The 20074-nt window shown below is 70.9% G+C and carries 18 protein-coding genes; 11 read left to right on the forward strand and 7 right to left on the reverse strand.

The genetic code is table 11. The features are described from left to right. Window positions 1-13 precede the first annotated feature (13 nt). Window positions 14-1468, reverse strand: coding sequence for a sugar porter family MFS transporter (locus tag FK530_RS20440; RefSeq protein ID WP_166443323.1), 1455 nt, complete (start codon window positions 1466-1468; stop codon window positions 14-16). 159 nt (window positions 1469-1627) lie between these two features. Between FK530_RS20440 and FK530_RS20445 the strand changes: the two genes are divergently transcribed. Then, window positions 1628-2803 (forward strand): Gfo/Idh/MocA family protein, encoded by a 1176-nt coding sequence (locus FK530_RS20445; RefSeq protein ID WP_146488818.1) that lies wholly within the window; start codon window positions 1628-1630, stop codon window positions 2801-2803. Between the two features lie 52 nt (window positions 2804-2855). Here the strand turns inward: FK530_RS20445 and FK530_RS20450 are convergent, their stop codons facing one another. Both FK530_RS20450 and FK530_RS20455 read right to left on the reverse strand, forming a co-directional pair. After that, window positions 2856-3884: a sugar phosphate isomerase/epimerase family protein gene (locus FK530_RS20450; protein WP_146488819.1), complete on the reverse strand. Its 1029-nt coding sequence runs from the start codon at window positions 3882-3884 to the stop codon at window positions 2856-2858. 20 nt (window positions 3885-3904) lie between these two features. Continuing rightward, complete coding sequence (locus FK530_RS20455) at window positions 3905-5119, reverse strand: Gfo/Idh/MocA family protein (protein WP_146488820.1); 1215 nt, start codon at window positions 5117-5119, stop codon at window positions 3905-3907. A gap of 109 nt (window positions 5120-5228) precedes the next feature. Here FK530_RS20455 and FK530_RS20460 point away from each other — a divergent pair, with 109 nt between their 5' ends. From FK530_RS20460 to FK530_RS20500, 9 genes are all read left to right on the forward strand, one after another. Then, entirely contained in the window at window positions 5229-6251 is a 1023-nt protein-coding gene (locus tag FK530_RS20460) for a LacI family DNA-binding transcriptional regulator (protein ID WP_146488821.1), read from the forward strand. A 120-nt stretch (window positions 6252-6371) separates the two neighbouring features. After that, window positions 6372-7394, forward strand: a complete 1023-nt coding sequence (locus tag FK530_RS20465) for a substrate-binding domain-containing protein (RefSeq protein ID WP_146430695.1) — start codon at window positions 6372-6374, stop codon at window positions 7392-7394. After that, on the forward strand, window positions 7394-8452 hold the full coding sequence (locus FK530_RS20470) for an ABC transporter permease (RefSeq protein WP_146488822.1): 1059 nt from the start codon (window positions 7394-7396) through the stop codon (window positions 8450-8452). The genes FK530_RS20465 and FK530_RS20470 overlap by 1 nt, the downstream gene beginning before the upstream one ends. A 4-nt stretch (window positions 8453-8456) precedes the next feature. After that, window positions 8457-9269: an ATP-binding cassette domain-containing protein gene (locus FK530_RS20475; RefSeq protein ID WP_146488823.1), complete on the forward strand. Its 813-nt coding sequence runs from the start codon at window positions 8457-8459 to the stop codon at window positions 9267-9269. Window positions 9270-9273: 4 nt separating this feature from the next. Continuing rightward, window positions 9274-10431 carry a Gfo/Idh/MocA family protein gene (locus tag FK530_RS20480; RefSeq protein ID WP_146488824.1) on the forward strand — a complete coding sequence of 386 codons (1158 nt, stop codon included), beginning with the start codon at window positions 9274-9276 and terminating at the stop codon, window positions 10429-10431. 25 nt (window positions 10432-10456) lie between these two features. Next, window positions 10457-11632 (forward strand): Gfo/Idh/MocA family protein, encoded by a 1176-nt coding sequence (locus FK530_RS20485; protein WP_146488825.1) that lies wholly within the window; start codon window positions 10457-10459, stop codon window positions 11630-11632. A gap of 1 nt (window position 11633) precedes the next feature. Then, the gene (locus tag FK530_RS20490; protein WP_146488826.1) at window positions 11634-12584 is read left to right on the forward strand and encodes a sugar phosphate isomerase/epimerase family protein; all 951 of its coding nucleotides are present in this window, start codon (window positions 11634-11636) and stop codon (window positions 12582-12584) included. Further along, window positions 12581-13582 carry an inositol 2-dehydrogenase gene (gene iolG / locus FK530_RS20495; RefSeq protein WP_146488827.1) on the forward strand — a complete coding sequence of 334 codons (1002 nt, stop codon included), beginning with the start codon at window positions 12581-12583 and terminating at the stop codon, window positions 13580-13582. Before FK530_RS20490 ends, iolG begins: the two co-directional genes overlap by 4 nt. Continuing rightward, a complete protein-coding gene (locus FK530_RS20500; RefSeq protein WP_193560355.1) occupies window positions 13579-14595 on the forward strand; it encodes a Gfo/Idh/MocA family protein in 1017 nt (338 codons plus the stop codon). Before iolG ends, FK530_RS20500 begins: the two co-directional genes overlap by 4 nt. A 26-nt stretch (window positions 14596-14621) precedes the next feature. Here FK530_RS20500 and FK530_RS20505 read toward each other — a convergent pair whose 3' ends face one another. From FK530_RS20505 to FK530_RS20515, 3 genes are read right to left on the reverse strand one after another with little or no spacing between them, the layout of a single operon-like run. Continuing rightward, window positions 14622-16034 carry an MFS transporter gene (locus tag FK530_RS20505; RefSeq protein ID WP_146488828.1) on the reverse strand — a complete coding sequence of 471 codons (1413 nt, stop codon included), beginning with the start codon at window positions 16032-16034 and terminating at the stop codon, window positions 14622-14624. A 39-nt stretch (window positions 16035-16073) separates the two neighbouring features. Then, window positions 16074-16862, reverse strand: coding sequence for an SDR family oxidoreductase (locus FK530_RS20510; RefSeq protein WP_146488829.1), 789 nt, complete (start codon window positions 16860-16862; stop codon window positions 16074-16076). Next, a complete protein-coding gene (locus tag FK530_RS20515; protein ID WP_146488830.1) occupies window positions 16859-18049 on the reverse strand; it encodes a phytanoyl-CoA dioxygenase family protein in 1191 nt (396 codons plus the stop codon). Before FK530_RS20515 ends, FK530_RS20510 begins: the two co-directional genes overlap by 4 nt. Window positions 18050-18182: 133 nt before the next feature. Between FK530_RS20515 and FK530_RS20520 the strand changes: the two genes are divergently transcribed. Then, a complete protein-coding gene (locus FK530_RS20520; RefSeq protein ID WP_146488831.1) occupies window positions 18183-19211 on the forward strand; it encodes a LacI family DNA-binding transcriptional regulator in 1029 nt (342 codons plus the stop codon). Here the strand turns inward: FK530_RS20520 and FK530_RS20525 are convergent. After that, on the reverse strand, window positions 19208-19948 hold the full coding sequence (locus FK530_RS20525) for a GntR family transcriptional regulator (RefSeq protein ID WP_146488832.1): 741 nt from the start codon (window positions 19946-19948) through the stop codon (window positions 19208-19210). The genes FK530_RS20520 and FK530_RS20525 overlap by 4 nt on opposite strands. Window positions 19949-20074: the final 126 nt, after the last annotated feature.

The raw sequence follows: 20074 nt of genomic DNA on the forward strand, positions 1-20074 counted from the left end.
TCTGGTGGGCCGGTCAGCGGAAGTCGCCGCGGGAGAAGGACTCCTCCAAGTCCTCCAACGAGCGGCCGCTGGTATTGGGCAGGGTCTTGTAGATGAGGACACCGAACAGCGCGCACACCACGAAGAAGGTCCCGTACGTGCCGACGATGCCACCGGCCTTGATCAGCGTGGGGAACAACTGTCCGACGAGCGCGTTCGTCAGCCACAGTACGAGGACCGACAACCCCATGCCGAAGCCGCGCAGGCGGAGGGGGAAGAGCTCGGACAGGCACACCCAGACCGGCACGTTGAGCGCCGTCTGCATGGCGAGGACGAACAGAGCGACGAAGATCAGCACGGCGTACGCCTGGACCTTGCCCTCGGGCAGAACGAGTGCCGACAGCACCGTGAGGCCGTGACAGATGGTCACGCCGGCCATCCCCAGGATGATGAGGGTCCTGCGGGGCACCCGGTCGATGAGGACGAAGAGGCAGATCGCGCTGCCGACCACCGCGGAGACGCCCATGAAGATGTTGGCGATGGGGGCAGCACTGTCGCTGAAGCCCGCCGTCTTGAGCATCTCCGTTCCGTAGTACATGACCGAGTTGATGCCGGTCAGCTGTTGAGCGACGGCGAGGATCACCGCGGCCAGCATGATGCGGCGGACCCACGGGATGGCGAGATCGGCCCATCCGCCCGTCTGCGCGGCCTCCTCCTCGTGGGCCAGGTGCTCGACCTCCGCCATCTCCGCTCGTGCCCGGTCCTCGGTGCGAACCTGCATGAGCACCGCGAGGGCTTCGTCGTGGCGACCCTTCGAGATGTACCAGCGCGGCGATTCGGGCATCCGGAGCATGCCGAGGAACAGACATACGGCGGGGACCGCACAGACGGCGAGCATGATCCGCCAGACGCCGGGATGGCCGTCGGGATTGGCGTCCGTGAGCGGTGGCCAGACCGCCGCGATGATCGCGTTGATGACGAAGGCGAGCAGCTGGCCGACGACGATCGCCAGTTCGTTCCGTCCGCCGAGCGCGCCTCGTCGTTCGGTGGGGGCGAGCTCGGACAGGTACACGGGGACGACCACCGATGCGCCGCCGACGGCGAGACCGAGGACGAACCGGGCGGGCAGCATCACCGCCAGGTCGTTCGCGAAGACCGCGCCCAGCGTGCCGACGAAGAAGACGACGGCGAGGATGATCATCGTCTTCCGGCGACCGATGGCGTCGGCGAGGCGGCCGCAGCACAGGGCACCCACAGCGGCGCCGATCAGCAGGGTGCTGACCACCAGGCCCTCGGTCGTCGTGGTGAGTCCCAGGTCGTGCTTCATCGGTTCCAGCGCGCCGTTGAGCACGCCGGTGTCGTAGCCGAAGAGCAGCCCGCCGAAGGTCGCGACCACCGCGACGAGGTCCATCCGCCGCTGGTGGGGGCCCGGTCTGAGGGCGGGCAATGCCGTTCCGCCCTCCGGCGTGCTGGTGCTTCCGTGCGTCATCCTGGAGTCCTTCCCGCTGTCGCGTGAGGTACATCACATCAGATGGCGGCCGAGTTTGACAAGTAGTTCCACAAGATTGAAAGAATGTTCGGACATGTGGGGTGCAGTCTGGCATTCTGATGCGGTTCGCTCGGCGAGAAACGAAGGAGGTGGCGCGCGATGCACCACGGGACACAGCAGGATCCGAACCCGGTGCGGGTTGCGGTCATCGGCATGGGCTGGATGGGGCGGGTGCACGCGCAGGCGTACGCCCGGGTGCCGCATCACTATCCGGACGGGCCTGCGCTGCCGGTCCTGGTCGCGGTGGCCGACGACGTCGCAGGGCGCGCGCAGGCCTTCGCCGCCCGCTTCGGGGCGGAGGCCGCGTACACCGATTGGCGTGCGGTCCTCGACGATCCGTCGATCGACGCCGTCTCGGTGACCGTGCCGAACTTCCTGCACCGGGATATCGGCGTCGCCGTGCTCGACGCGGGGAAGCATCTCTGGATCGAGAAGCCCGTCGGACTGACCGAGGCCGACGCTGCCGCCGTAGCCGCGGCCGCGGCGCGGAACGGCCGCCGCACCGCCGTCGGTTTCAACTACCGCAACGCCCCCGCCGTCCAGGCCGCCCGGGCGATGATCGCCGAGGGCCGGCTCGGTGCCGTCACGCACGCGCGTTTCCGCTTGTTCAGCGACTACGCGGCGCACCCCGACGGCGCGCTCACCTGGCGTTACCAGCGCGATCGGGGCGGCAACGGCGTGCTCGGGGACCTCGGTTCGCATGGCGTGGACCTGGTCACCCATCTCCTCGGGGACATCGACGCACTGGTCGCCGATACGGCGATCTTCATTCCCGAGCGGGCGGAGCCCACCGGAGCCACCTCAGGGCATCAGCTCGCGACCTCCGGCGTGCGCGGCCCCGTCGAGAACGAGGATTACCTGTCGGCGCAGCTCCGGCTGGCCTCCGGGGCGCGCTGCGTGCTGGAGGCGAGCCGGATCGCGGTGGGGGAGCAGAACTCCTACGGCTTCGAGATCCACGGCACGTCGGGCATGGTGCGGTGGGACTACCGGCGGATGGGCGAGCTCGAGGCGTCGGTCGGTGCGGACTTCCAGGACCAGCCGGTGTCGATGGTGCACGTCGGGCCCGGCAGCGGCGACTACGCCGCGTTCCAGCCGGGCGCGGCGAACCCCATGGGCTACGACGACCTCAAGGTCATCGAGGCCCAGCACTTCCTGCGCTCCATCGTCACCGGCGTCCCCGAGGGTGCCACCGTCGACGATGCGGTGCGCAGCGCCCGCGCGCTCGACGCCATGACCCGCTCGGTCGACGAGGGGCGCTGGGTGACGCTCGCGTAGTCCGCGCGGAACGGGTGCCGACGGTCCGCGGACCGTCGGCACCCGTCGTCCGTCACCCGCGCGCCGGTTCCGTCCGCAGGGATGCCGTGAGCGCGGCGTCCGCCGCGAGCAGGACCTCGGCCGCGACGGCGACGCCCTCCTCGCGGCCCAGCTCGGTGTCCTCGTGCTCGATGTTCACGAGCATGTCCGGATCGACCTCGTACAGGGCGCGGAGGAACTCGGTCCAGTACGCCACGTCGTGCCCCTTGCCGAGCGCGACGAAGTCCCACGCCGACTCCCGCGGCCACTCGTTCGCCCATTCGTCGCCACCGAGGTTGGTCCGCGGCTCGTCGGCACCGAGCCGGCGGAAGGAGTTGTCCAACACCCCGTTCAGTGCCGCGTGCTCCGGGTTGATCCGGACGTCCTTGGCGGCGGCGTGCACCACCAGATCGCCGAGGTGCCGGACGACGGCGACCGGGTCCATCTGCTGCCAGAACAGATGCGAGGCGTCGAGCTCCACGCCGAGGTGAGTGGACCCGGTCCGCTCGACCAGCTCGTGCACCGACGCGCTGTTGAACACGAGGTTCTGCGGGTGCAGCTCGAGGGCCACCTTCACTCCGTGGTCCGCGGCCAGACGGTCGGTCTCGCGCCAGAAGTCGGCGGCGATCTCCCATTGGCGATCCAGCACGTCCAGGGCCGCGGAGTTCCATGCGTTGACCACCCAGTTCGGGTGCGCCGCAGCGGGGTCGCCGCCCGGCAGTCCGGACATGGTGACCACGCGATCCTGGCCCAGGCGGGCCGCCAGCCGGATCGAGCGGCGGACGTCGTCGGCGTGGCGGGCGCCGATCGCGCGGTTCGGGTGCAGCGGGTTGCCGTTGCAGTTGAGCCCGGCGATGGCGACGCCGGTGCCCTCGAAGGTCCCGAGGAAGTCGTCGCGGGCGGTGTCGCTCGCGAGGATGTCCGCGATGTTCGGCACGTGCACGGGCGGCAGGAAGCCGCCGGTGTTGAGCTCGATGCCGGTGAGGCCGACGTCGGCGATCGCGCGGAGCGCGTCGGGGAGCGGGCGGTCGTGGTAGATGGCGTTGTACAGGCCCAGTTTCATGGGATTCTCCGTCGGGGATGTCAGGGCTGGGGGAGGAGGGCGGGCACGTCCACGGGTGCTCCGCCGGCGACAGCGGAGCGGGCGACGGCGTCGATGAGTTCCATGTTGTGCAATCCGTCGGCGAAGTCGGCGTTGCGCGGCAACGATTCGTCGGCAGGTAGGCCCGCGATCTCCTCGAGGAGGGCGCGCGCCTGGAAGACGAAGCCGTCGTTCTGGCCGATTCCGACACCGGGTGCGTCCATGGCGAGGCCGCCGCGCCAGTACGGGTGATCGGGGCCGAGGGTCACCGTCCGCGGCCCGCCGAGCGCGTGGTCGCCGTCGGTGAAGACGACCTGGACCTGCCCGGGGTTGCGGAAGTCGAACGCGGCCGAACCGCGCTCGCAGAAGATCTCGAACTTCAGGGTGTTGGGGTGCCCCGCCGCGACGCGGGAGACTTGCAGGGCACCCGTCCCGCCGCCGGCGAAGTCCACGAAGAAGCCGGCCACGTCGTCGTTCTCGACGGCTCCCCGCTCGTCGCTCACCGCGCCGTGCTCGTGGCCGACCACGCGGCCGAGCGGCACCGGCCGCGTGGGGAACGTCGTGTGCAGCGTCGCGCCGCGGACCGTGGCGACTGGGCCGCCGAAGAGCTCGGCGATGTAGGTGAGGTGACTGCCGACGTCGGCGAGGGCGCCCGAGCCGGCGGGGCCCTTGAACCGCCAGCTGATGGGGCCGTCGGGGTCGCAGGCGTAGTCGGTCCAGTACGCACCGTCGAAATTGATGAGCCGACCGAGCCGCCCGCTGCGCACCAGGTCACCGAGCAGTGTGATGCCCGGCGATCGGAGGTAGGTCAGGCCGATCCGCCCGAGAACACCACGCTCCGCCGCCGCGTCTGCGGCGGCCACCATCGCGCGGGCGTCGTCGAGCGAGTCCGACAAGGGCTTTTCGCACAGCACGTGCTTGCCCGCGGCCAGCAGGGACTCGACGATCTCGCGGTGCAGCGAATTGGCGACGACGACGCTCACCACGTCGATGTCGTCCGCCGCTGCGATCGCCTGCCAGGACGTGTCGTGGCGTTCGAAGCCGAAGCGCCGGGCGGTGTCCTGCGCCAGCGGCTCGTACGCGTCCGCGATCGAAACCAGCCGCACGTCGGGCAGCCCGGGGCCGTAGACGGCGGTGGCGGATCGATAGCCGGCTGCGTGTGCCTTGCCCGCCATGCCGGCGCCGATCACCGCGACGCCGATGCTGTTGCTGCTCATGTCCCTCCTTCAGGGGTTGCCGTGCGCTCCGTCGCGGCCTAGCGTCGATGGAGTTGGAGCGCTCCAACAATCATGAATAATGTTCGTATGTCCTGTCAAGAGGAGTGTGATGGCGGGTAAACGGCCGACGATCTACGACGTCGCGACGCGAGCGGGGGTATCGAAGTCCCTGGTCTCGCTCGTCCTGCAGGGGTCTCCTCGAGTCGGGGAGGGCTCGCGCCGCGCCGTCGAGGAGGCGATCGCTGACCTCGGGTATCGCCCCAGCAGGGCGGCGGCGAGTCTCGCCGCGCGTCGCACGCGCACCGTCGGGGTGCTGATCGACGACTACACGAACCTGTGGTTCGTGGACCTCGTGCGCGGCCTGCACGCGGCGCTGGGGCCGGCCGGCTACCGGCTGGCCGTCGTTGACGTCGCGACCGCGGACCAGGCCGAGGATCCGGTCGAATCCATGCTCGCGATGCGGGTCGACGGGCTCGTTCTCGGCATGGATCCCCCGCGTTCACTGCTCGCGCGCGACGGTGCGGTGCTCCCGCCGGTCGTGGTCGCCGGCACGCGGGCCATGCGCGACGCCCGGTTCGACGCCGTTGCCAACGATGACGACGCGGGGGCGCGCCTCGTGGCGCGGCACCTCTGCGAACTGGGGCATCGCGCGCTCGGGCAGGTGTCCGCGGCCGGCGGCGCGGGCGACGCGCGACGTGCGGCGTTCGCCGACGAGGCCTCGCGCCTGGGGGCGACGGTGGTCGAAGCGTCCTGGCGCGGGGAGGCGTCGGACGAGGCGGGCTTCCGTGCGGCAGCCGAGTTGTTCGCGGCGGGTCCGCGGATCACCGCGATCTTCGCGGCGAACGACGTGCTGGCCGTCGGCGTGCTCGGCGCGGCGCGGGAGCGCGGGCTCGCCGTCCCGCGGGAGTTGTCCGTCGTGGGCTACGACGACACGTCGCTGGCCTCGGCTCGTCTCGTCGACCTGACCACTGTCGACGACCGCAGCTTCGACGTGGGGAACCGGGCGGGTGCGCTCCTGCGCGACCGGATGGGGGCGGACGGCGGCGGCGCACCGTCGGTGGCGCGCGACAGTCGGAGAGATGTTCTCGCACCGCGACTGATCGTCCGGGGAACCACTGGAGCTCCCGGTTGAGCCGCAAGATCGCGTCAATGTGCGTATGTCTGAACAAACACTAGGCAAGCGCTGTGATCTGTACTACATTCAGCTCAGCGAGTGGGTCGTCTCACTCGGTGAGGTCGAAGGGACACAGCAATGAAGAAGACCACGCAGCGGCCGCGGAGGCTCCGTACTCTGCTCGCCGCGACCGCGGCCGGCACGGCCGCGCTGATCACGGTGGTGGGGTGCTCGAGCACGGGCGGCGCGCCGCGCGACAGCGGCGACGGCGGTGCCGGCGTCGGCTCGGCGGGCACGAAGCGCCTGACCATCGCCATGGTCACGCACCAGCAGCCCGGCGACACCTTCTGGGACCTCATCCGCAAGGGGGCGGAGATGGCGGCGAAGAAGGACAACGTCACCCTCCGCTACTCCAACGACCCGCAGGCCCCGAACCAGGCGAACCTCGTGCAGGCGGCGATCGACAGCAAGGTCGACGGGATCGCGCTCACCCTCTCCACGCCGAACGCCTTCCAGGCCGTCGTGCAGAACGCGCAGAAGGCGGGGATTCCGGTCTCCGCGTTCAACGCCGGCTACAACGACTACGCCCGCATGGGGATCCAGCAGTACTTCGGCCAGGACGAGACCACCGCGGGCGTCGCCGTCGGCGAGCGCCTCGCGAAGGAGGGTGCCAAGAAGGCTATCTGCATCATCCAGCAGCAAGGCCAGGTCCAGCTCGAATCGCGCTGTGCGGGCGTGCGGACCGGCCTCGCGGGCGGCACCGTCGAGAATCTCAACGTCAACGGCGAGGACATGACCGATGTGCAGTCCAAGGTCAACGCCAAGCTGCAGCAGGACCCGAGCATCGACACCGTCGTGGCGCTGGGCGCGCCCTTCGCGCTGACGGCCACCAAGGCGGTCGAGAGTGCCGGTGCCAAGCCCCGGATCGTCACCTTCGACACCAACGCAGCCCTGGTCGGCGCGATCCAGAACGGCAAGGTCGCGTGGGCCGTCGACCAGCAGCCCTACCTCCAGGGCTACCTCGCCATCGATTCGCTCTGGCTGCAGATCATCAACGGCAACACCATCGGCGGCGGCCAGGCGGTGTTCACCGGCCCGGCGTTCATCGATAAGACGAATGTCGACAAGGTCGCCGAGCTCGCCAAGGGCGGTACCCGCTGATGACCACCGACGAGGCTCTTGATCTGAGCACGCACACGCCCGTCACCGACGAGCGCGTCAAGAAGCAGAAGCCGCTGCAGCGGTTGATCCTGCGCCCCGAGGTGGGTGCGCTGATCGGCGCGATCGCGATCCTGATCTTCTTCCTCATCGTCGCGCCGCCCTTCCGCAGCCCGGAGGCCTTCGCCACCGTCCTCTACGCCAGCTCCACGATCGGCATCATGGCCTGCGGGGTCGCCGTGCTGATGATCGGCGGCGAGTTCGATCTGTCGACCGGTGTGGCCGTGACCTTCTCGTCCCTCGCGGCGTCGATGCTCGCCTACAACCTGCACCTGAACACCTGGGTGGGATCACTCCTCGCCCTGGGGCTGTCGCTCGCGGTCGGTGCCTTCAACGGCTACATGGTGATGCGAACCAGGATCCCCAGCTTCCTCATCACGCTGGCGACCTTCCTCATGCTCACCGGCATCAACCTCGCGGTGACCAAGATGGTCACCGGTCAGGTCGCCACCCCGACGATCGCGGACATGCAGGGCTTCCCGTCGGCGCAGGCCGTCTTCTCGTCGACGATCCATGTCTTCGGGGTCGGGCTCAAGGTCACGGTCCTCTGGTGGGTGCTGTTCACGGTCGTCGCCACGTACGTCCTCATGCGCACGCGCGTCGGGAACTGGATCTTCGCCGTCGGCGGCAACCAGGATTCCGCACGCGCCGTGGGCGTCCCGGTCACCAAGGTCAAGATCGGTCTGTTCATGTTCGTGGCCTTCTGCGCCTGGTTCGTCGGGCAGCACCTGCTGTACGCCTACGACACCGTCCAGTCCGGCCAGGGCGTCGGCAACGAATTCCTCTACATCATCGGTGCCGTCATCGGCGGCTGCCTGCTCACCGGCGGCTACGGCACCGCGGTGGGCGCGATGATCGGCGCGTTCATCTTCGGCATGGTCAACCAGTGCATCGTCTACGCCGGCTGGAACCCCGACTGGTTCAAGTTCTTCCTCGGCATCATGCTGCTGTTCGCCGTGATCGCCAACAACGCATTCCGCAACTTCGCCGCGAAGAGGTGACCCTATGACCACGGACGACATTTCGGTCGAGAGCCCCGAGACCGGCGACGACAAGGTCGCGCTGATCGAGTTCAAGGACGTCGGCAAGCAGTACGGCAACATCATCGCGCTCAAGGGGATCAACCTCCGGGTCTTCCCCGGCGAGGTCACGTGCGTGCTCGGCGACAACGGTGCCGGCAAGTCGACGCTCATCAAGACGATGGCGGGCCTGCACAAGCCGAGCGAGGGTGAGGTCCTCGTCGACGGCGTGGCGACGATGCTCGACTCGCCGAAGGACGCGCTCGAGAAGGGGATCGCCACCGTCTACCAGGACCTCGCTGTCGTGGGCCTGATGCCGGTGTGGCGCAACTTCTTCCTGGGGCAGGAACTGCGCTCCGGTTTCCTCAAGAGCCTGGACGTGCAGACCATGCGCGCCACCACGAAGGAGGAGCTGTTCAAGATGGGCATCGACCTGCCCGACGTGGACGCTCCGATCAGCTCGCTGTCGGGCGGCCAGCGGCAGTGCGTCGCCATCGCGCGGGCGATCTACTTCGGCGCACGCGTGCTGATCCTCGACGAGCCGACCGCGGCCCTCGGGGTCAAGCAGTCGGGCATGGTGCTGCGATACATCACTGCGGCCCGGGACCAGGGCTTCGGCGTCGTCTTCATCACCCACAACCCGCACCACGCCTACATGGTGGGCGACCATTTCGTCCTGCTCAACCGCGGACGCCAGAAGCTCGACTGCACCTACGACGAGATCAGTCTCGACGAGCTGACCTCGCAGATGGCGGGCGGCGACGAGCTCGAGACGCTCAGCCACGAACTGCGCAGGTGAGCGAGTGACGGCGACGCTCCTCGAACGCTTCGGTCGCCGGCTGCGGGTCGCGATGGTCGGCGGTGGGATCGGCAGCTACATCGGCGAGACCCACGCCATCGCGCTCCGTACCGACGGGGTGTGGGACCTCGTGGCGGGAGCCTTCTCCCGCACGTCGGCGACGAACGCGGCCACCGGGCGGTCGTGGCTCGTGGCACCCGATCGCACCTACGCCGACCACCGCGCCCTCATCGCGGGGGAGTCGGCGCGGGCGGACCGGGTGGACGCGGTCATCGTCGCGACCCGGCCGTCGAGTCACGCCGAGATCGCGTGCGACCTCCTGGCCGCGGGTTTCCACGTGATCTGTGAGAAGCCGCTCACCGATACCGCCGCAGACGCCCGACGGGTCGCGGCGGCGGTGGCCGGCTCGGGACGCCGCCTCATGCTCACCCATTGCTACAGCGGCTATCCCATGGTCCGGCAGGCCAGGGAGATGGTCGCCCGGGGCGACCTCGGCCGGATCACCCTGGTCGAGAGCAGGTTCGCCGGTGGGATGTACGCGGCGAACACACCGCACGGCTCGTGGCGCGTGGACGGCACGGAGGGCGGGGTCACCGCGCTGATCGCCGACCTCGGGACGCACGCCGTGCATCTCGCGGAGTTCGTCGCCGGCCGCCGCATCACGACGGTTCACGCCGACCTCGCCCGCGTCGATCCGGCGCACGTGGCCTTCGACAACGCCTACCTGACGCTCGATTTCGAGGGCGGCGCCCGCGGGCGGTGCTGGGCGACCTCGCAGGCCGCGGGGGCGACCCACGGGCTCGCGATCACCGTCCACGGCGACCGCGGCAGCCTTTCCTGGAACCACGACACCCCGGAGACGCTGTGCTGGCGCGCGGACGGCGAACCGGACCGCCTCCTGACCAAGTCCGGCCCTGGGGCCACGCCCGCCGCGCTCGCCGCGGCCCGGTTCACGGCGGGGCACCCGGACGGATACGCACTCGCCTTCGCGAATCTCTACCGCGACTTCGCGTTCGCGTTGTTCGCCGACGCCCTGGGCGACGATCCCGGGCCCCATCTCGCTGATCTTCCGGACGTCGCCGACGGGGTCCGGACCCTCGCCGTCGTCGAGGCCGCCGTCCGCTCCGACGAGACCGGGCGCCCCGCCGCCGTCGACGCCTGACCACTCCGACCCGAATCGAGAGACTATGACCGAGCCGATCCGCGTGGCCCTCGTGGGCTGCGGCAACATCGCCCTGGGCTTTCACATCCCCGCGTACCTCGCCGCCGACGACCGGTTCCGCATCGTCGGCATCGCCGATCCGACCCCGGAGCGGCTCGAGCTCGGCCGTGTCGCCGCAGGACTCACGCCGCAGCAGGTGCACGCGGACGTCGCCGACCTCCTGGCCCGCGAGGACGTCGACGCGCTCGACCTGTGCACCCCGCAGCACCTGCACCGCGACGTCGCGGTCGCCGCCGCCCGCGCGGGCAAGCACGTGTTGTGCGAGAAGCCGATCGCCGCGGTCCCCGCGGACGCCGAGGCCATGCGCGCGGCCGCCGCGGAAGCGGGAACGGTGCTCGCCGTGGTCGCGAACTACCTGTTCTTCCCGGAGGTGGTGGCGCTCCGGAGGATCATCGACTCCGGCGAGCTGGGTGAGATCCGCACGGCGCGCGTCGACATGCTGGGTGTCCTGGACCTGCCGGGCGCGGCGGGGTACCGTCCCGCGTGGCGCCACGATCCCGCGCAGGCGGGTGGGGGAGTCCTGGTCGACATGCTGCACGGTGTGTACCTCGCCGAGGCGCTCCTCGGCGCGCGTGCGGAGCGGGTCTCGGCCTTCGTGGACAGCGCGACAGATGGCGACGCCGTTGACGGAATCGCGTTGTGTCGCCTCGAGGCCGGCCGTCGCGTCGCGCTGGTGAACATCGGCTGGGGCGTGGGCCAGGGAGGAATCGCGGTCGAGGGCGATCGCGGCCGGGCCGTCGCCCACTACCGTGCGGACGGGACCATGCCGTGGGCGCCGTTCGAATCTCTCACCGTCACCACGAAGTCCGGGACGCGCACCGCCGACCTCCCGATGGGAGCTGAACTGGAGCCGCTCATCGCCGCGTCGATGCGGGAGACCGTGCTCGACTTCGCCGATGCGGTCGCCGGCGGCCGCGCCCCCGTCGTCGATGCCGCAGTCGCCCGGCACATCCTCGAGATCACGGTCGCCGCGTACGCGTCGGGCGCCCTCGGCGCGACGGTGCCGCTCCCGCTCGACGGTGCGCTCTTCGCCTCGGGCGCCTCGGGCCTCGCCGACATCGGGGTGCCCGAGGACTCCTTCGTGCGCCGCCGCGGTCTGTTCGGGCTCTCGGTTCCGGCGTCGTCCGGGATCGGGGGCTGACGTGCAGATCGGATTGCTCACCGACAGTCTCTCGGACCTGACCCGCGCCGAGGCGCTCGACACCGCGGTGGACCTCGGTGTCGAGACCGTCGAGATCGGCTTGGGCGGCGTGCACGGCGGGTGGTCGCCCGCCCCGCACGCCGACCTGGCGGAACTCCGCAGCGACGGTGGCGCGCGTGCGGCCCTGGCCCGCGACATCGCGTCTCGCGGCCTGCGCCTCGAGGCCTTCAACGCCTCCGGTAACCCGCTGCATCCCCGGCACGGGGAGCGCGATGCCGCCGTCCTGCGCGGCGCTCTCCAGCTCGCGCAGGAGTTCGAGATCGGCACCGTCGTCACTATGTCCGGCCTTCCCGGCTATCCGGGGGACACCGTGCCACCGTGGATCACCACCGTCTGGCCGCCCGAGAATCTGGAACTCCTGGACTACCAGTGGGAGCGGGCGATCGAGTGGTGGGGGCCGATCGCCGACGAGGCCCGTGCCAGGGGCGTGCGGATCGCCGTCGAGATGCACGCGAACCAGCTCGTCTACAGCGTCCCCGGCCTCTTACGGCTGCGCGCCGCCGTCGGCGACGCGGTGGGCGCGAACGTCGATCCCAGCCATCTCATCTGGATGGGCGCCGACCCGCTCGCCGCGATCCGCGCGCTGGACGGCGCGATCCATCACGTCCACGCCAAAGACACCCGCATCGAGGACCGCGCTGCGGTCGCCTCGCGGCTCGAGACCGTCCCGAACCCGCGCACCGAGGAGCGGGCGTGGAACTACGTCGCGGTCGGCACCGGGCACCCCGACGGCGTCGACTTCTGGGTGCGGTTCATCGCGAACGCGCGCCTCGCGGGCTACGACGGTCCGCTGTCCATCGAGAACGAGGACTACACGCTGGGCCAGCGCGAATCCGTGGCGCTGGCCGTCGAGACGCTGCGCGGAGCGCAGAAACTGGAGGAGGTGCGATGAGCAGGACCCGGATCGCGGTGCTGGGTTGCGGCCGGATCGGGCGAGTGCACGCCGATTCCGTCGCGGTGAGCGACCGCGCCGAGCTGACGTGGGTCTTCGACCCGATCGAGGCGGCTGCACGGGAGGTCGGGGAGCGCTACGGCGCGGCGTGGGCGACCGACGTGGAGGACGTCCTCGCGGCCGGCGATGTGGACGCCGTCGTGGTGGCCTCGCCCACGCCGACGCACGTGGACCTGCTCAGCCGAGCGGTGCGCACCGGCCGGACCGTGCTGTGCGAGAAGCCCATCGACCTCGACATCGCCCGGGTCGACGCCTGCCGCGCCGATCTCGGCGACCTCACCGACAGGGTGATGCTCGGCTTCAACAGGCGGTTCGACGCCTCCTTCGCCGAGGTCCGCCGTCGCGTCGACGCGGGAGAGGTCGGCCCGCTGGAGCAGCTCACCATCGTCAGCCGCGATCCCGCGCCGCCGCCGGCGGACTACGTCGCCTCGTCGGGCGGGCTGTTCCGGGACATGATGATCCACGATCTCGATCTCGCTCGGTCCTTCCTCGGCGAGGTGGTGGCGGTGTCGGCCCTGGGATCGAACCTGGTCTCCGCGGAGATCCGCGCGGCCGGCGACGTCGACGGCGCCATGGTGGTGCTGCGCGGCGCCGGCGGGCAGCTGGCGACGATCACCAACTCCCGGCGCTGCGCCTACGGCTACGACCAGCGGCTCGAGGCCTTCGGCGCGTTGGGCGCGCTCACCGCGGCCAATCAGCACGCGACCTCCGTGAACTTCTCGGGGGCGGCGTACACCGGTGCCGCGGGCCCGGCCCTGAACTTCTTCCTGGATCGCTACACGCCCGCCTACCGTGCCGAGCTCGACGCCTTCGTGACGATGACCGAGACCGGCGGCGTCGCGTCGCCCGGGTTCGACGACGGCCGGGCCGCGCTGCTGCTCGCCGACGCCGCTGCCGAGTCGCTCCGCACCGGAGCCGTGGTGGAGGTCCGCGCGTGACGGTGCGCTGGGGCCTGCTGTCGACGTCGGGGATCGGTCGGGTCGCCGCCCGCGCGATCGCTGCGGCCGACGGTGCCGAGCTCGTCGCCGTCGCCGGGCGCGAGCCCGATCGTGCCGCGGCGTACGCCGCCGAGGTCGGGGTGCCCGTCGCGTTCGGGAGCTACGAGGAGCTGCTCGCCGACAGCGGCATCGACGCGGTCTACGTGCCGCTGCCGATCACACTCCACGGTGAGTGGGCGATCCGGGCGCTGGAGGCGGGGAAGCACGTGCTGTGCGAGAAGCCGCTCACCCTGGACCCGGATGAGGCGACGGCTGTCTTCGACGCCGCGGAGCGTGCGGGGCGGCTCGCGATAGAGGGCTTCATGTGGCGGCTGCACCCGCAGACGCTGCTGGTCCGTCGACTGCTCGCGGAGGGCGCGGTCGGTGAGCTCGCGCTCGTCCGCGCTGCGCTCAGCGTGAGCGCCCCGCCCGGCGACATCCGGCGCACGACCGACCTCGGCGGCGGCGCGCTGGCGGATCTCGGCGGATACTGCGTCAGTGCGGTCCGCCTGTTCGGCGGCGAACCGTCGACGGTGCGTGCCGTGCGGGTCGCCGACCCCACCGGGACGGGCGCGGGCCACGATCTGCGCGCCTCCGCGGTGTTCGAGCTCGATTCCGGCGCGATGGGGCTCATCGACGTGGGCCTCGACCTGGAGCGGCGCGATCAGCTCGAGCTCGTCGGCAGCTCGGGGCGGATCGTCGTCGAGGACCCGTGGCTGTGCCGCTCGGGCACCATCGAAGTGATCCGTGGAGAGCGGTCCGAGAGTCTGCCCGCAGACCCGAGCGGAGCCTTCCGGCTCACCGCAGCGGGCCCGGACAACGAGGACGCCTACCGGATCGAGTTCGAGGCCGCGAGCGCGGCGTTCGCCGGAGAGGTGAGCCCGCCGTTCGGCCGCGCCGATGCGATCGCGCAGGCCCGTGCTCTCGCGGCCACGCGGCGCTCCGCCGCGGAGGGCGTCACGGTCCGCCTGTAACGCCCCGCCACTGCCCGACGGTGCGGTCACCGTCGGGCGGCGGCGTGCTCACCGGCCGACGCGGGCAGCCTCAACGCTCCGGCCAGCGGGATCAGGAGCAGTGCCGCGAAGGGCACGAAGGCGAGTCGGTAGGCGGACTCCACCGCATCCGGGTCCGCGACACCGGTGCCGAGGCGCACCGCCGCCGCGGCGGCCGCGACCCCGAGCGCGGTGCCGACCTGCTGCAGCGTCGCCGACAGGCTGTTCGCGGCCGGAAGCAGATCGCGCGGTACGTCGGCGAACATGACGGTGTTGTAGGCGCTGAAGCCGATGGACCGCACCATCCCGGAGAAGACGAGGAGCGCGGCGACGACCGGCGTCGGCGTCGCCTCGTGCACCCGGGCGAACGCGAGCAGTGTCGCCGCGCCCGCGACGATCGACCACACCAGGGTGCGCCGGAAGCCGAGCAGCCGGATGATCGGCGAGGTGAGCGGCTTGATCCCGACGTTGCCGATGAACACCGCCGTCACCATCGCGCCCGCCGTCGCCGCGCTCCATCCGAACCCCGCCTGGAAGAGCAACACGAACAGGAAGGGCGCGCCGGTGATCACCGCGCGGTAGACCGATCCGCTCACGTTGCCGGCGCGGAACGTCGGGATCCGCATGACGGCGAGGTCGAACAGCGGATCGGCGCGCCGGCCCATGCCTCGCCCGGCGGCGACGGCGAGTACGACGGCCGCGCCCAGCAGTCCGGCTACCGCCCAGGGGCGCCCGCCCTGGAGCAGCTCGACGCCGCCCGTCAGGAACACCACCGCGCCCGCCGTGAGCAGGTAGCCCCAGCGGTCGAGCGGAGTACGGATCCGTTCGTCGCGCCGGGGGAGGAGGAACGCCCCGCCGATCGCCAGCGCCACCCCGATCGGCACGTTGAGCACGAAGATCCACCGCCATCCCAGGGCGTCGGTGATGACGCCCCCGAGGAACGGGGCGATCACCGGCGCGATGAGTGACGGCCACGTCAGGTACGCCATCGCGGCGAGGAGGTCGGTGGGGCGCACCGCCCGCAGCACCGCGATCCGGCCGACGGGGATCATCAGCGCCCCGGCGATCCCTTGCGCGATGCGGAAGAGGGTCAACCACCGCAGGTCCGGCGCGAGCGCGCAGGCGACGGACGCGACGGTGAACCCCGCGACGGACCACAGGAAGACGCGACGTGTGCCGTACCGCTCGGCGGCCCACCCCGCCGCGGGGATCGCGACCGCCACCGCCAGCAGGTAGCCGACGATCGCGGGGCTGACGCCCGCCGGAGCGATCCCGAAGTCGCGGGCGATCGCCGGCGCGGCGGTCTGCAAGACGGTGCCGTCGAGGTTCTCGAGGAACAGCGCGCCCGCCACGAGGAGCGCGAGGGGGCGGCTGAAGCTCGCGGCCTCCTGCGTGCGGAGGCGCAATCCGATGCGCAGCATGTCAATATGTTCGGTCAAATAGGTCTGAGGTGCAAGTTCTCAGTCGTACGCGCCGCAGACCTGCTGGTCCCAGTCGATCACCGAGCCGGTGACCACGCCGCTGCGGTCCGAGAGTAGGAAGATCACCGCTGCGGCGGCGTCCTCGGCGGATGCGAGGCGACCCGCGGGCAGGCCGCGCCCGGCCTGCTCCGCCCAGTCGTCGGGAGCGTTGTGGAACCGCTTCTGCACCTGCGCCTCGCCCTCCGTCTCGGTCCAGCCGATGTTGAGGCCGTTGATCCGGATCCGGTCGAACCGGTGCGCGTGGGCCGCGTTCTTGGTGAGCCCGATCAGCCCGGCCTTCGCGGCGACGTACGGCGCCAGGTAGGGCTGTCCTCCGTGCGCGGACATCGAGATGATGTTGACGACGGTGCCGGGGGCGCGGCGTGCGCGCATGTCGCGCACCGCGGCGGCCATGGTGAAGAAGGGCGCCCGGAGATTGATCGCGACGTGCTCGTCGAACAGCTCCGGCGTGGTCGCGGTCAGGGTGCCACGAGACGTGAGTCCCGCCGCGTTGCACAGGCAGTCGACCCGGCCGAGGGGCTCGACCACCGCTTCCACCGATCCCGTCGCCTGCGCGGGATCGGCGACGTCGGCGCGAACGAACAGCGCCTCAGTCCCCTCCGCGGCCAGGTCGGACCGCAGGGCCTCCCCGACAGCGGCATCCCGTCCGGAGAAGGCGACGCGGGCTCCGGCCGCGGCGGCCGCGCGGACGACGGCGGCGCCCACGCCCCTGCTGCCGCCCGATACGAAGACGACCCTGTCCGCGAGATCGGCGGGCCGCCCGGTCACGGGCGGTGCCGCTCGTCGAGGGCGGCCAGTTCGGCCGCGAAGGCCACCGGGTCCAGACCGGACGCCAGCGCGCGGCGGGTCAGTTCCGCCTGCGTCTCGCCGTGCATGCCGCCGAGCGGTTGGTCCCGGTCCAGGTTCGACGGGAACGCGTACCCCTCGGCCGAGGCGGCGACGAGGTTCTCCACGGCGCGAGCGTCTCCGGTGGCGGCGAACCCCTGCAGCTCGGGGTAGACGGCGCGGAGGATCGCGGACCGGTCCACCGCGTCCATCGCGCGCCCGAACGCCGAGCTGATCTGCAGCAGGTTGGCCATCCGGCGGATGCTCGCCGATCGGTTCGAGCCCGCGGCGTGGAACAGCGCCGGGTTGAAGAAGACGGCGTCTCCGGCGCGCAGCGGGAGCTGAACGTGGTTCGCCTCGAAGTAGTCCCGGAACTCCGGGAGGTTGAAGGCGAGGTACCCGGGCTCGTAGCGCTGGGAGTACGGCAGGTACAGGGTAGGGCCCGATGAGACCGGCATGTCCACCTGTGCGACGGCGCCCTGCAGGGTGAGCGCTGGGGAGAGCTGGTGCGTGTGCCGTGGGAAACGCTGCGCCGTCTCCGGTTCCATGAATCCGAGGTGGTAGTCGCGGTGCGGGGACTGCGCCGCCCCGCCGGGGTTCACCACGTTGATCGCGGACGTCACCTGGTACATCGGGCCCAGCCACGCGGTCGCGACCAGCGCGAGCACATCGTTGGCGTAGTAGCGGGCGAACGAAGCGGGATCGCGGAGCGCGTGCTTGGTCAGGGCGTTCCAGATCCGGTCGTTCGCGCCCGGCGCGGCGAAATGGTCGCCGCCGCCGGAGCCGACCGCGCGCTGTTCGGCGATCATGGCGGTGAACAGTGCTGTCGACTCGTCGAGGCCGTGCCGGTGGTCGAAGGCACCGTCGAAGACGACGATGCCCGGGCCGGTCAGGAGCGCGCGCGCCAGCTCGCCGGACAGCTGCTCGCGCTTGTCCGGATCGGCGGCGGCCTCCGTGGCCGCGGCGCCGTAGAACAGGACCCCGCGCACCGCCCGGTCCGCGAAGGGATACGAGGCCAGGTCGGTCTCGAACTCGAGCTGCGCCGTGAACTCCTCGAGGCGGCAGTCGGCCTCGCTGATCCGGCCCGTGCGGTCCGGCGCCCCGGTCCGGTCCGGGAAGGTGGTGGACATATCGCTTTTCCTGACGTCGATGCGAAGCGGGAGTGGGGAATCGGTGTCCGCCCCGGATTCATCGTGGCAAGCTGTCGAGGTTCCGGCTACCCCGGAAAACCCTCAAGAATCCCTCAGCACGAGGAGGCCCGCGGTGGCGCACTCCCATCCGATCCGCGAGATCGCGCAACAGGCGGGCGTCAGCGAGGCCACTGTCGACCGCGTGCTCCACGGCCGCGTCGGGGTGCGCGAGGGAACGGCGGCACAGGTCCGGCAGGCGATCGCCGATCTCGACCGGCAGCGCTCGCAACTGCGGCTGTCGGGTCGCCGGTTCATGCTCGATCTGGTCATGGAGACTCCGCGCCGGTTCTCGGACCTGACGCGCGCCGCGCTGGAGGCCGAGCTGCCCACCCTGCGCCCGGCGGTCTTTCGCGCCCGCTACCACGTGCGGGAGGCGTGGCAGCCGGAGGAGCTGGTCGCGGAGCTCGACGGCATCGCGCGCCGCGGGAGCCACGGCGTCGTCCTCAAGGCTCCGGACACACCCGCGGTCGCGGCGGCGATCGCGCGCCTGACCGCGCGCCGCATCCCCGTCGTCACCGTCGTCACCGACGTTCCGCAGAGCGCCCGGATCGCATACGTGGGCATGGACAACCGCGCCGCGGGCGTGACCGCGGCGCACCTCGTCACCCAGTGGGTGGGGGAGTCGCGCGGAGCCCTGCTCGTCGTCACCAGCGGCCGTCTCTTCCGGGGTGAGGAGGAACGGGAGACGGGGTTCCGCAGCGAGATCCACCGGACCGACCCGGCGCGGCGGATCGTCGGCATCGTCGATACGGGCGGCCTCGATGCGGTGTGCCATCGGGAGGTCGCCGCGGTGCTCGCGAGCGACCCGGACATCGTCGCGGTCTACTCACCGGGTGGCGGCAACCGGGGGATAGTCGCGGCGTTCGATGAGGTGGGGAGGAGGTATCGCGGCTACATCGCCCACGATCTCGCCGAATCGAACCGCGAACTGTTGCTGGCGGGGCGGATCTCGGCGGTGCTGCACCACGACCTGCGGGCGGATCTGCGCGGCGCCGCCCACGCGATCATGGCCTTCCACGGCGCGATCGACGGTCCGCACCGGCCGCGGCCGACCGCGATCCAGATCGTCGTGCCGCCCAATCTCGCGGCGGTGGACGGCTAGCGGCTGAACACCGAGACGTCGAAGAAGTACCGCGATGCGCGGTACACGTGCCGTCCCAGCTCGATGGCGGTGCCGGACTCGTTGAAGGCGACGCGCTGCATGGTGAGCACGGCGCCGCCGGCCGGCTCGTCGAGGAGGCGCGACTCCTCGTCGTCGGAGATACGCGCGCCGATCCGCTGCTGCGCCTGGGCGATCGTGATGCCGCGTCCGCGCAGGCACTGGTACAGGCCCTTGCTCTGCAACTCGTCGGGGGCCGGTGCGAGCTCGGCGGGGATGTAGTTGGTGAGGATCGCGAGCGGCACGTCGTCCGCGCTGCGCAGGCGCCGGATCGAGACCACCTGTGCATCGTGCTCGATGCCCAACTCGTCCGCGATCTCCTCGTCCGGCCGGCCGAGGCGGTAGTCGAGCAGCTCCGTCGACGGGGTCTGCCCCGCGGCGATCAGGTCCTCGTAGAGGCTGGTGAGCTCCACGGCGCGGTGCACCTCGTTGCGCACCACCTGGGTGCCGACGCCGCGCTTGCGGACCAGCAAGCCCTTGTCCACGAGGGCCTGGATCGCCTGGCGGGCGGTGGGGCGGGACAGGGTGAGGCGCTTGGCGAGGTCGATCTCGTTCTCGATCCGATCCCCGGGGACGAGCTCGCCGTTCAGGATGGACCGCTCGAGGGCCTGCGCCAGCTGGTAGTACAAGGGCACGGGGCTGGTGCGGTCCAGTTCGACCGAGACCGGGGCAGGCGACATGCGATGCAGTCTAGTGCACCGAACGGCGAAACGCGGCCGCTGATCTCTCTTTGTTCGTACAATCGCGCCTTGCTTCACGAGCAGGTCTATGTCCGCACATATCTCGATCATGTTCGTCTCGGGGAT

It is taken from the genome of Tsukamurella conjunctivitidis (assembly GCF_007858475.1).
Taxonomy (GTDB): Bacteria; Actinomycetota; Actinomycetes; order Mycobacteriales; family Mycobacteriaceae; genus Tsukamurella; species Tsukamurella conjunctivitidis.